This is a genomic window from Vreelandella sp. V005 (assembly GCF_052645115.1).
The window spans coordinates 110,189-123,542 of sequence record NZ_JBQXYA010000010.1 but is presented as its reverse complement, the minus strand read 5'-3'; the positions used below and the strand labels follow the sequence as shown (position 1 = coordinate 123,542).

Genomic DNA, 13,354 nt, shown 5'->3' with positions numbered 1-13,354 from the left:
GAAGAAAGACCGAAGAAAAGTCTTGGTGGGCTGACACCTTCAGCCTATGCCGAGCAACTGGTGATAAAACACGATAAAGTTACTTCTGACTCTAAACCTAGCTGCTACTGAAGATGGGGTGACGTCGTGTTATCCCTATAGGCATGAAATATCTTCTGCTTATGGCGACTTCATTACTGAGTATGAAAGACTAACAGGTCGATATACTTCAAGCATAACACCCAGAAAACATGCGCTTAAAAAATTAAATTTTGATCCGTCAGCCATAGATATCGAATTTGATTATAGTGGTCATTGGCTTTCAAAACTAAGGGGAGCCTGCTACATTGTTATCGCTGCATTTACGGGCTGTAGAGACGGTGAAATAAAATCATTTAACTTGGACTCATATCAAGAGAAAAAATACGCTGGCATGACGGTGTCTGTGCTAAATGGAGTTCATACTAAACCTAACCTTGGTGGTGTCGAACGAACCACCTCATGGGTAACCATACCTGCAGTTAAGAAAGCTATTGAATTACTATGGGATGCTTTTAGCTTTGCACGCGAAGGATGGAAAAATCAGGCGTCGGATATAAAGCACGTAGATGAGCGTAATAAATTTCTAAAAGATGCGGATAGTTTATTCGTTACACTACCACACTCAACCGCAAAGAAGCCTAATGCTGGCAGACAGTCAATATTTCATTCGCTTAATTCCTTCATACGCTCACTAGATTGTCTTGCAACAAAAGATGACGTTTATGAATTTAATACTTTAAACCCATCCAGGAAAGGCGACCTTAAAATTGGTGAGAGACTTCATATTCACCCTCATGCTTTCCGTCGCACATTTGCTGTTTACTTGGTACGCAACAAACTTTCATCTTTACTAGATATTAAATATCAATTTAAGCATATGAATATAGCGATGACTTCCTGGTATGCAAACCAAGCTAACATTGCTTCTTATCTTGATATGATGATTGACAACGAGCTTCAAGACGAAATAGCAGGTGAAAACAAAAATTATATGACTGATATTTTCTATCATCTTTACAATGAAGCTGAAACGTTAGCAGGCCCTGAAGGTAAGAGGATTAAAAATCTTCGTACAGAAGGAGATGCAACAATCTATCTAAGCAAGGAAGAAATACGCAATCAAGTTGAGGAAGGACGCCTATCTATCATTGAGCACCCCGGTGGATATTGCACAAATCCAGATTGTGATAGAATTTGTGATATGACTGTTTGTCAATACAAGGTTGTGACAGTTGAAAAAGCCAAGTCTTTAACTTCTATAAGAGATAAATTAATTACAAAATATGAAGAAATTTATTCTAGCGGTATAGACATACCCAACATAATGTCAAAAATATACTATGAAATTCGGTCTATTGAAATAGTGCTTTCTGAACATAACCTCGACTTTGTAGCTTTTAGCAAAGAGGAATTTTAAACGTGAGCATTCAAAACACCTCTTCTGAGAGAGGTGAAATAACCAAGCAAAGACTTGAAGATGCTCTTCAGCGCTTAATCGATGGCAATCCTGAAAGAACTCCCAATGACGGAAAATTGAATTTAAGTCGAATAAACAAGGAAGCTGGCTTGAGCTCAGGGGGAATTTACTATTACAGCGATTTTGTTGAAAAGGCTCGCAAAGAAATAAATAGCCTTAAAACTAAAAATGCAAGCCTTACTTATAAAGCAGGAAAAATATCTATAGATAGGCTTAGAGCGCAAAGAGACAAAGAACGTGAGCTTAAAGAACGTTACAGGTTACAACGAGACGATATCAAAAAATTCTGTGACCAAGTTATCGCACGAAATGCCAATTTAGAGTTCTCCCTTTACGAGGCACTTGAGGAAATAGAAGCCCTTCAGGCTGAGCTGAACAAAGTGAAAGTCGTGGGAATTGAGCGAGGTAAACAGAGTTGATTCTATACATTGCCGAAAAGCCGAGTGTCGGACGCGCAGTTGCAGATGTACTTCCCAAACCTCATCAGAAAGGTGATGGGTTTATCAGGGTTGCTAATGGCGATGTTGTAACTTGGTGTATTGGTCACCTACTGGAGCAGGCTGAGCCAGATGCTTATGATCCTGAGTACAAAAAATGGAAAAAAGAGCACCTGCCAATTATCCCGGCCGAGTGGAAACATCAAGTCAAAAGCCAAACCCGCTCACAGTTTAATGCTGTCAAAAAACTGATCAAAGAAGCTGACCAACTGGTCAATATGGGTGACCCTGACCGAGTCGGGCAAATCCTGGTCGATGAAGTGATCAATTATTCAGGTGTCAATAAGGCAAAACGCGAAGCCACATTGCGCTGTCTCGTCAACGATATGAACCCTGCCGCTATCAAGAAGGCGTTGAATGATCTTCGCAAAAATACTGACTTCATACCGTTAGCAACATCAGCCCTGGCAAGGGCAAGGGCCGATTGGCTCTATGGTATCAATATGACTCGCCTTTGCACCCTTCTTGGCCAAAGCGCTGGGTATAACGGCGTTTTGTCGATTGGCCGAGTACAGACGCCTGTATTGGGATTGGTCGTTCACCGAGACCAAGAAATCGAAAACTTTATAACCAAGCCATTTTATGAGGTCTTCATAACCCTTCAGACAGTGGCTGGTGAGTCTTTTACAGCAAAATGGAAGCCTAGTACTGCTTGCGAGCCTTACATGGACGAGGAAGGCCGTGTGCTGTCACGAAAGCTTGCCGAAGTCGTTCTTCAAAAGGTAGTCGGGCATACAGGCAACGTCATCGCAGTTAAACGCGACAAGAAAAAACAGCCTGCTCCCCTGCCCTATAGTCTTTCATCATTGCAAATTGATGCATCAAAGCGCTTCAATCTTAATGCCCAGAAAACTCTGGACATATGCCAACAGTTATATGAACGCCATAAACTGATCACCTACCCACGTTCAGACTGTCGGTATCTGCCCAAAGGCCATTACGTTGAGCGCCAAACAGTGGCTCAGTCGATAGCCAAAACGTCGGCGGCGCTTTCTGATAGCGTTCGAAAGGCTGACCTCGAACTGAAGAGTAAGGCGTGGAACGATGCCAGGGTAGGCGCTCACCACGCAATTATTCCGACGTCCAGAGCAGTGCCAGGTGATCGCTTATCTCAGGATGAGAAGAATATTTACGAGCTAGTTGCCCGCCAGTACCTGATGCAGTTTTACCCACCGTTTGAGTACGCAGAGCACCAAATCGACAGCGAGGTGGAAGGCGGATTGTTCATCGCCAAACAGAAGTCAGTCATTTCTAACGGCTGGAAAGCACTGCTACCACCTCTAAAGACCCCAAAGCAAGACGCTGAGTTTTCGACAGTGGCTCTTCCTAACGCGAAGTCTGGAGATCCTGTTACCTGCATCGACGGCAAAATGGACGAGAAACAAACCAGCCCCCCGAAACGCTTCACAGACGCAACATTACTCTCTGCCATGACGGGAATAGCGAGATACGTATCAGATCCTGAAATTAAAAAAGTGCTGAGGGATACAGATGGGCTCGGCACGGAAGCCACCCGTGCAGGGATCATCGAGTTATTGTTCAAACGGCAATTTCTGACAAAGAAAGGTAAGGAGATCCACTCGACAGAGGCAGGAAAGCATCTTGTGAACAGTCTGCCTAAACGAATGGTTGTTCCTGATATGACCGCACATTGGGAGTCTCAGCTTGAAGCCATCAGCGAGAAGCGGATGCGATACGGGCAGTTTATGCAGCCCCTCACTGATGGCCTGAAAGCGTTAATCGCTGAAGTAGAAGGTGGTGATTTCTCTGCTCTACGTGGTATGGGTAAGAAGCCGGTGCGAAAAAGAAAAACAGCTAGAAAAAAGTAACGCAGCACAAACCACATACTGCGGCTGATTCAATGTTTATATGATTGTCGTCCTATATGCACTATAAGGACGCCCGAAGCAATATTAATTCATGCTCAAACGCTTTGTTCGTAAAGGCCACTTTGTTCTAAAATGTCGGCTAATCGGTAATCAAATCCGCGGTCGTCAGTGCCCAAAATCATATTGAAGATGACACGGCTCAATGAGGATTGCGGAAGATTATGGTTCCTACCAAATGGCTTCACCTCCCATTCATTGGCCAAGGCACGTTCCAAACTCCGTGAAATGTTCCCAACAACCGAGTTAGCGGCCTGCCGTTTGCTGATAGAGCTACGCATATAATAGGCAGCGGCGTCCTTGGCGGCCCGCCAAATGAAGTTATAAACCTGGGCTACACTAAAGTGCTCTAGGCACCTGCTGAGTATCTGGCGGCTTTTCTCCCCCGGCGACAAGTGCAGCTGATGCTCTTCAAGCATAACCTTCAAGAAACCAATGCACTCGTTCAGCTGGGCTTCCTTGCATAGCGCATTAAATTCCGGCGATTGCTTGACGCTGTGTGCGATTTCCTCATCAAAAAACTCATTGATTAGTGCAATAACCTGGTCAGCTTCAAATGAAATGCTAAATGAGCACGCTCCAAGATCAACACTAAACTGCCCATCCTCATGTAGCGCGACCACCTCAAGACGTGTAGCCAAGGAAATCAACAATAGGTTGTGATCAATCAAATGCTGAAGCACCTTATGATCATAGACAGGATCCGGCGACAGCGTGCAAGCGGGATAATCGCTAAGTGGTTCTATGGTAGCAAGTTGCTCATCGCCTAACGCCTGAATCGTTGCGAGTAGATAGATTTTGCTCGTTAGGTTTAGCGCTGCCAGGTCTGGTACGTTGCTTTTCGCTGACAGCCGCATTTTCAGAAGCAACTCTTGCTTTTCGTCAGCAATGGATTGTCGTTCGGCTTCCAAGCATGCACTACAGACCCGATCCCGAAGCCATCGGCGGTCTTGATACTGGCTGCGAGTACCAAAGCGGTATGGCTGTCTACAACGACCACAGCAGATATCTTCCAGCCATACGAAAGCATGCTGTTCGACGAACTTACTGACCTCGTGTGTTTTCATTGAATTAGCGGTCGCGATTTCGCTAATTTTGAAGACAAACTCGCTGTCTTCAGACTGCCTCCAGTATTCCCCGCAGATACGTGCGCCCTGCTCATCATTAGTGGTTATCTCCAACTTCATACAGGCCGCTCCAAATGGGAATCATAGTCCGTGGAATTGTATCCAGTGCCCCGTGATAGTTCCATCCTTTGGATGGAGCAGGACAGATGCGAAACGAGAAGCTGGTGGCGTTTGGCCAGAGGGTAAGAGAAATTCGTAAAAGTAGAGGGTTATCTCAAGAAGGCATGGCTGCACTGGCTGGGGTTGATCGCAGTTACATGGGCCACATAGAGCGCGGTGAAAAAAACATTACCCTGACTAAAATTTACCAGATCAGTGACGCGCTCGGCATTGAGGTCGCAGACCTTTTCCCCCGCACTGAAAATGTTATCTTTCCTACTTCTCAGTAGCTGCGGCAATTCATTAAAATCGGCCATTAACTGCTTAGTAGTGGATAAAAATCGCCCAGCACCATTTACTAAAATGAAGTTTCGCACTCCCTATCAAAAAATATATCGAACGAATAATGCGTATCGTGGATCAGCTTGCTTGAGAATTAGACTGAAGCTCAACATAACCTTGCATATCACGTGCTGGCAATCCCTGGGCCGCTATGCTCGGTGCATCGCACATCGAAACCAAGCGCTGGGATGAGCTAGTTAACGCTAGGCTCTAAGCGACAGTGTGCATAATTAAAAACTACTTAGAATGCTAAGTATGACTAGCTTTCAGGTGCTATGGTGGGTTAAGAATAAAGTAGTGCAAAATATTTCTGTATTTTAGGGTGCCATCAGGTGACGCAGCTTTGTAACATGAATTTCTGTATTACACATGTAACGGTGGCAGGTCACCCGTTGCTGCTAAGGATAACCTTAAATCACTGTCAGGTATTAGTTGAACACTACACCTGAAAGGGAAAATGGGCATGCCATAAGAAATGTTACCCTTGTACGTGCGCACCTTTAGTCTAACGCTGGTTTTCTATAATAAGGAAAGTTTTAATATGAGAAAAAATCTAACCTTCCGTGCTGGTGAACCATTCTGGGCAAATGCTTGCGTGGGGAGTAATGGGGAGCCTGATTACTATAATTACGCTAAAGGATTTTCAGAAGCGGCAAACTTACTTATTAAGTCAGCACTCAGTGAAAATGGTTGTCAGTACCCAGTTGATACCTTTATATATCCCATTTGCTTCAATATGCGACATTCAGTTGAACTGAGATTGAAAGGCGCTGTAGAGTGTCTAGCCGCGATTGCAGAGTTAAGAGACCCTTTGCCTAATTATAATCTTGAAGGGTCTCACGACATTGGCAGAATATGGGATTATTTCAAGCTGGGGGCTGCAAAGGTCGATAGTAGAATTGATCTCTACACTTTTATTTTAGACGATTACATTTTAGATATTGCTGAAGTCGATGCGACTGGGCAAACCTTCCGATATCCATATAATATCCTCAATGAAAAGCATCTGATGGAAATTGATAATATAAACATTAGATTGCTTTATGATCGATTTAAATCACTTGAATTATTTCTGGATTCTCTCAATAATTTTATGCTAGAGCTCAAGGGAGAATACAATTTAGGTACTTATACTAAAAAATTGGGACGCCCCCAGATACTCGATATTGCAATGCAATTGCCCGACAAAGAACACTGGGGAAAAGCCGAATTCAAGTTACTCAAAGATAAATTAAAGTCAAAATATTTAATTGGTAGCAAAGAGCTCTCATTAGCAGTTGAGAAAATTTTTTCTCTTTATAGATCAGAAAACTCTGGCATCCCCTCTCCAGATATAAAACATCTTGATATTTCAGACCTTAAAGAATTAACTGGAAGCTGGATTAAGCTAAATGCTTATGGCTATCAAGAGCCATCGAAAAATATCAAAATCGAAAGTAAAAACTGCTTAGACAGTATTCCCATTGATTTTAAAAGAATGAAACATAGAGCAGCAAACTTAGGTCAGGTTGTTGAAGATTTGGCAAAAGGACTCGATGCCAATAAGGTTTCGGATATCCATGCCATTTATGAGTCTGGTGATTGTAGTTATCCAGAGATATATCCATTCTTAGTTAATTTGTATCAGCGTCAATACCATGAGGAAACTTCCTATCATGATCGAGAAATAAAAACTTCGTTGAGCCGGCTTATGAGGAAGCCAGACTTCCTAGATAAAATGCTGAAATGCCTTTTTTTGATTGGCCACAGGTCAAAGGCAGAGGCCATTATCTCTGAGTTTAATCTGGAAGGATCTATTAAGTGGCTCGCCGAAGCAAGGGCGGAAGAGTTTTTTGTTCTCCCTTGTAATGGTATATTAGCATCTTGTGTCGAAACATACGTTTGGACCTTAGTTGAAAGCCGGAGCAACCAATTTGAGCACAAGGAATGACCGCCTTCTTGATTTCATCGGCAACGGATATTTTGTCTAAAGTAGTCCCCCTCATTGAGGTCTACTGCGAGAAACTTCTTGTGAATTGAACAGGATCAAGCGCTAGGCTATTCCTGGCAGAATGAAGGCGATAGTGACGAGTGGGATCAGGATGGAATCTTTCAGGTGAGCTAGGTAAAACAGGTCATCGATATAGATTCACTTAGGCTTCAACTCATGGAGACTATACTTCCGTTGATGTTGACAGTGGGAATGAAGAGGCAGCCAGCTGTTACTTCATACTAGATGTTGCGGCCGAAGGCATCGACGTCGGCCAGCTTGCAACACTAGCGAGCCGAAACTCTAGGCCCGGCTATCGACATCTGATATGGCTTCACGTGCGACTTGAAGTTTCCACCGACACATTCATTTAGCTACAAAGCAGTGTTGACTAGTACTGCTTGCTTAAAAAACCAAATGTGGCGGATATTGAGGACAGTCGCTACTGATGTTTTTTATTCATCTTCACTGCGATAGTAAGAGCAATGCCCATCAATATAGGGGTAAATAGTAAAAGGTAATGCATGCCCATAATTTGCCCTCCTTTTCTGTATCCGTCTTACTATAGACGCCGAAGACCGTTGCTGCATTTTTTACAATACATCACCCCTCGAATAATGACGTCTGTGACCAGCCCCTCCTCCCCTATCTAGACATTCTTCCGACAGTAAAACCATCCAAGGCCACCGCAACACTTGAAGCTTTGCCATTGAGAGCTTCTTTGCAGACTTTCTCTTTTGTGGGTGGCTGGTGAGCGAAAATTTATTGGTGGCCGACGTTCGCGCTCGGCACTAGCATTGGTGCCAAGCGCGAAGAAAATCGTTTAATCTTCTTGTGGCGGGACGAACGCTTTCACGAGAGACTCCATATCTTCATACGGGATAGTGCGCAGTTCTCGTCCACTACCGAGTTCCCAAACAGAGAAGCCGTCCTTACCGTCTGGCGTCCCATCAGACTTCCATGTTCCCTCGACTACAAACTTCACCTTCACTATCGTCGGTATGGCCGTATGAGGCTGGATGGAAAGCAGTTTACGACGCGCATCAGCTTCAACGAGGTGATTACCTTTCGTGTCAATGCAAAGCACAGTATCCCCTGCCCAAACCAGAAAGTCTGGGAAGAACCATACAGTCTGACCAAGCGTCACCAGAGGAATTTTATAGCCCGTCTGAGAACGATTTCTCGTCCAAGTAAGCCCCGTCTTATCGAGCGCGCGGGCGAAGTTTAGCTCGAAAAAATTGAGTCCGTCATACCCCTCGTGGAGCGCGTTACTGAAGCTTTCCATTGCCCCACGACGCACAAGAGTACTACCAATCTCATATGGCCTTGGTTTAAGTTGCTTGATAACAGCATGGCGAAGGTATTCATCCACAGCCTCGGCGGCGTTATCAGTCAAACTGGCATATGCACTGCTGCCTACACCCACCTTGGAGTCGAACTTCTCAGTGTCGGTGTTCATAACCATCAGCGCTGGCCGATATCGGCGAGCTACCTCACGTCGGAAAACCCAACGAGCATTGACACGGTTCGATTGTTCGAAAGCGACCCATTCCGAGTCTATTGACTCATTCACGCCGATCGCTTGCTGCACCGTCCTACGGCGGCCCACACCACGTGTGTTAATCATATCCTGTGAGTAGTCGTGAATCTTTGCCAAAACCTTCTCAACGGGCTTTACAGTCGCTTTGTTATCGATGGCCGTCCGCGGCACCGACCTCAACTCCTTCGGCACAAGGCTCTCCGGTTCATCTGTGCCTGGAGGCGATGTCAGAATACGCACCTCCGGCGCATCCCCACCCAGGCCCTTACGCACATCTTCGACGACCTGTGCGAACACCTCATTTCGATCCACACGCACATAAAAGTGCGCAGTGTTTAGGCGATCCGATTCAAAATGTGTTGCATTCGGCTGCCTGAGCACGCGGCCAATCACCTGAGTGATCTGTACCGAGGACTCCATCGTCTTGTCAACGTAAGCAAAGTAGACACTAGGATCGTCCCAGCCCTCCTGAAGGGTCTGGTTGAATATGATGTGTCGGTAGTCCCCTGCTACGAAATCTTCGTAGTTACTCTCACCACCGCTGAATAGTACGAAGTCCGAGGGTAGAGGGAAATTGCGGTCCGTCTTGAGATCTGCGTACACGGCGATCTCTTCGGGCGGCACCCTGCACTGCTCAGTGAGGTAGCGCCAAATAAGAATCGGTGGAGCTTGACGCTGACCGAATGGCTGCTTCGGATCATCGGTCTGGCTGGCGTCGTCAGCGAGGATATTCGTATTGCAGACGTAGATCGCTTTCGGCAAGAAGGTCAGCTTTTCCGCTTGTGCCGCCGCTTCGGCCTCGCGCATGTCTGAAAGCATCTCGGAAATGGTCTCTTGCATCGGTACATTCAGGCCGTTGAGCGAGATTATTCCTTTGACAAGGCCCGACGAGACAACGGTCGAGGACTTCACCGAGGTAATCAAATCATCGTCGGTGTAGCTACCCTGCGTCCTTAGTTGCTGTATAACCTCCATATCAAACTGAGCAGGGAACCGGAGAGTCGCGCTTGCAAGCAAGAAGACAGAAGGCTGTTGCTCAAGAAGCAGCGTGGTCTGCTGATCACTAAGATTTTGCGCCTCGTCATAGACAACAACCAGTGGACGTTTCTGACCGTCCACTGTCTCTCGAACCTTAAGCGCATCCCACCGAGTCGACTCTATGTTGTCTGTATCAATTGAGAATATCTTGAGATTGCTTTTCTCGCGATCCTTTTGGTTGAAGGTACCAACGGTTGCGAAGTAAAGCAGCGCTTCTTTCGAATTGGCAACGTCCTCAGGGTCGTAATCGCTGAGCAACCGCACTGTGATGTCTGAGAGTAGGTGATCGTACTTTCCGCCTTCAGCAAGGTTTGCATAACTTTGCTGGACGACGACTTTCCCTTTGGACAACCATAAGATCACTGGAGGAATCTTAGATAAGGCGACGATCTCACTGACAGCCTGGGCAAGAATAGGTGTTTTCCCTGAACCCGTTATTGAAGAAAGCGCCTGATAGAAAGGCACCTCGCGCCGCATCGAGCCTCGTCCGAATTTGATTGGGTCTGCAACATACTCGACATAGCGGTCGGCCATCTGCGACGCCGCATCTTGCTGAAACTGAAAGAGCTCAAGCCCCATTCTTACCTCTCCTCGGTGAAAGACTCGGTACGCACATCCAAACCGAAGTCAGACAAGATGCGATCAGGTATCTGGTACCAGACTACATCATCGGTGACGATCAGGTTGCGCCTGCTATAAACGTGGAAGACGGCTGTCAACCCGGCTGCTTCGGCTTCCTCGGTGATCGCCTCGTACACCTCCTCAGTGAAGTCGGTATTGGAGCCCGGGCCAGACCAAACCAAGTAGATGCCTTCGTTGCTCGCGTTCTTCGCGACAAGGTAGACATAAGGTTCGTTCTCGTCACAAACGGTGATGAGAGCCGCAGACCTTCGGTTACCAGTACTTGAGTGCGATGCGATTACGGTGTCGATCATCTCGTCACGCTCCATCAGCAGGAGTGTTTTCGAATCGACCTTTTTTTCTAATACTTTGAAAGTAAAGCCGCCGCCAAGGGCATGACCCTTGCCGTTGAACCAATTCCCATTAACTACCTTCTGAAGGCGTTCTGCCGTAAGTGCACGAGCATAGGGGTCGCCTCGTTCGGGACGACCTTGCTCTACGAGAATGAATCTACGGTCACTACCAGACATATGGTTCAACGCGAGCACCGCGTGCCCAGTTGTACCTGAACCGGCAAACGGATCAAGGACAGTTCCCTGATCCGGAGCCCACAACTGTATCAGCTTCATCATTAGCTTCAACGGCTTAACTGTCGTAAACCCATGACCTTTGCCAACCACCGACGTGAGCTCGCTCGATCCGTCGCTACTCCGCCCTGATTCCTCAAAGTCCCATGACGTCGAGCCGAGCTCGACGGGAAAATCCAACTCTTCATCCGCCCAATAGGTGACCGGAACCTTTCCCTTTTTGATCTTCTCAAGAAAAGTCTTTGTCCTCGGCCGACCCAACCCGTCTCTTCCGAACCAAATAAATGGCCACTCGCGTTCACTGAGCCGCTTCTTCGCGCGCTTCACAACCTCTGGGCCGAAACCCTCTTTCAGGACGAGCGCTTTGACCTTACCATCATCAATGAGCTTCTCGCAGTATGTAGACCCCCACTGCTCCACCCACTCCTTGATATTCCTCTTGGGATGCCGCCAAGCTCCCTCGCCTGCTGGATAGTGGAACTCTCCTGTGAACGGGGACTGGATTGCATAGTCACTGTTCTCAGACCACGTACGTGCCGTGAGGTTACCTTCGCGCCATAAACCTCCTGAATCCGAATCAGGATTACCATAACGTCGATTATCCGCTTCAGTACGCTCCAGGGACGATGTCTTAACGCGAGGATAATCTCGAGCGTAAACCAAGACATACTCGGTTGTAGCCGTGATGCCGTCCTTGTCGGAACGAGGGGCAGCCGTCTTCTGCCAGTTGATGATGGCAAGTCGGTTCTCCTCGCCGAAAAGTTCATCGAGCATCTGGCCGAGATGGAACAGCTCACGGCTATCAATGCATATTGCGAGTACGCCAGAGGGCTTGAGCATGGCCCGCATCATCTGAAGACGCGGATACATGAACTTCATCCATTTGGTATGCTTCGCTGGATCATCGCTCCCGACGAACTCACCCATGTCCGGGTCGTTCGGATCGGTGTCCCACTTATCGTTGTACCGGAAGTCATCGCCGGTGTTGTAGGGTGGATCAGTCAGGATCATATCAACCTGACCTCGTTCGCGATACAAAGACGCCAGCGCCTGTAGGTTATCTCCTTCAATGAGCAAGTTCCGCGAACGGCCGCGCTCATCGCCTGCGCTCCGGGCATTCACCGTGCGCTGGTTACGGGGACGCACGCGACGACCAATTTGACGCGCAAGAACCTTGCCGGGGAATGAGAGGTTTACCCCAGCCCCGGTCTTCTCACGAATCATCTTAATGAGCTGCTCGACGGGCAGTGACTCTAATTTAGTGATGTCGTCCATATGGGATGTCCTTCTAATAGCTAAGTGGCTCGTATGTTTTGGCGCTTTAGCTTCATTAATAAATTCGAAAACACCCCGTCACCCGTCCAAACAATTTCAGTTCTTCTTGCGGGCGAATGTCATCAAAGGCCTCGTTACCGGGCTTCAAGTAAAAGCTTCGGGCGTCTTTTGCGAGGTACTTCACAGTAAATTCGCCATCTACGATAGCCACCACGATATCACCGACCTTAGAGGGCACTCCGCGTTTAACAACGATCTTATCGCCATCAAGCAAGCCCGCGTCGATCATGGAATCGCCCTGAATGGTCACGATTACAGTACATGAAGGCTCTTCAACCAACAGGCGATCAATCAGGACTGGGTCGTTCCCGACGTCAACCATGGCTTCAGGAATACCCGCTCGGACAGACTCAGCAATCTCTAAACGCTCATGGAAACGCGGGCCTGGGGCGAGCCGCTTATCAGGCATAGAGACAAGAAAACCTGCTTCTTTGAGCCGTCCTACCATGACGGAGACTGCTGAGGTGGCTTTGAGGCCTACTAAAGAGGCGATGCCTGCGAAGGACGGCAATACGCCATTTTCGGCGTAGTAATCTCGCAGTTGATCCAAATATTGATTATCTCGTTTTTTCATAGCAATTATTATGGATTAAATGCTCTACTTTTACAATAAAACAGAGTGCGTGCTCGAAAAATAGCAACCATGTCGGTATAATAAAGCTATCGCATATGAAGCTATTTCTTTCCCCTCAATCACGTCTGCTATAACTTGGATACGTGCGTTAGACGAGCAGTAAAAGTATTAAAAACTCCATAAGGCCAAAGAAGCCGGGCGGAACCAACCTGCAAATGCAGATTTATACGCTAATTAGCGC

The 13,354-nt window shown here is 46.9% G+C and carries 9 protein-coding genes; 5 read left to right on the top strand and 4 right to left on the bottom strand.

What is annotated here, in order from left to right; genetic code table 11:
* Positions 1–118: 118 nt before the first annotated feature.
* The 3 genes from ACUN8H_RS17540 to ACUN8H_RS17530 are packed head-to-tail and all read left to right on the top strand — an operon-like array spanning position 119 to position 3,824.
* Positions 119–1,438, top strand: coding sequence for a hypothetical protein (locus ACUN8H_RS17540; RefSeq protein WP_445533332.1), 1,320 nt, complete (start codon positions 119–121; stop codon positions 1,436–1,438).
* A gap of 2 nt (positions 1,439–1,440) precedes the next feature.
* Positions 1,441–1,917, top strand: a complete 477-nt coding sequence (locus ACUN8H_RS17535; RefSeq protein WP_445533331.1) for a hypothetical protein — start codon at positions 1,441–1,443, stop codon at positions 1,915–1,917.
* A complete protein-coding gene (locus tag ACUN8H_RS17530) occupies positions 1,914–3,824 on the top strand; it encodes a DNA topoisomerase III (RefSeq protein WP_445533330.1) in 1,911 nt (636 codons plus the stop codon). The genes ACUN8H_RS17535 and ACUN8H_RS17530 overlap by 4 nt, the downstream gene beginning before the upstream one ends.
* A 95-nt stretch (positions 3,825–3,919) precedes the next feature.
* Here the strand turns inward: ACUN8H_RS17530 and ACUN8H_RS17525 are convergent, their stop codons facing one another.
* The gene (locus ACUN8H_RS17525; protein WP_445533329.1) at positions 3,920–5,068 is read right to left on the bottom strand and encodes a hypothetical protein; all 1,149 of its coding nucleotides are present in this window, start codon (positions 5,066–5,068) and stop codon (positions 3,920–3,922) included.
* Positions 5,069–5,154: 86 nt separating this feature from the next.
* Here ACUN8H_RS17525 and ACUN8H_RS17520 point away from each other — a divergent pair, with 86 nt between their 5' ends.
* Entirely contained in the window at positions 5,155–5,397 is a 243-nt protein-coding gene (locus ACUN8H_RS17520; RefSeq protein WP_445533328.1) for a helix-turn-helix domain-containing protein, read from the top strand.
* 593 nt (positions 5,398–5,990) lie between these two features.
* Entirely contained in the window at positions 5,991–7,379 is a 1,389-nt protein-coding gene (locus tag ACUN8H_RS17515; protein ID WP_445533327.1) for a hypothetical protein, read from the top strand.
* 862 nt (positions 7,380–8,241) lie between these two features.
* Here the strand turns inward: ACUN8H_RS17515 and ACUN8H_RS17510 are convergent.
* From ACUN8H_RS17510 to ACUN8H_RS17500, 3 genes are read right to left on the bottom strand one after another with little or no spacing between them, the layout of a single operon-like run.
* Complete coding sequence (locus tag ACUN8H_RS17510; RefSeq protein ID WP_445533326.1) at positions 8,242–10,575, bottom strand: hypothetical protein; 2,334 nt, start codon at positions 10,573–10,575, stop codon at positions 8,242–8,244.
* A gap of 2 nt (positions 10,576–10,577) precedes the next feature.
* Complete coding sequence (locus ACUN8H_RS17505) at positions 10,578–12,479, bottom strand: site-specific DNA-methyltransferase (RefSeq protein ID WP_445533325.1); 1,902 nt, start codon at positions 12,477–12,479, stop codon at positions 10,578–10,580.
* A gap of 55 nt (positions 12,480–12,534) precedes the next feature.
* On the bottom strand, positions 12,535–13,089 hold the full coding sequence (locus tag ACUN8H_RS17500; RefSeq protein ID WP_445533324.1) for a LexA family protein: 555 nt from the start codon (positions 13,087–13,089) through the stop codon (positions 12,535–12,537).
* Between the last annotated feature and the right edge of the window lie 265 nt (positions 13,090–13,354).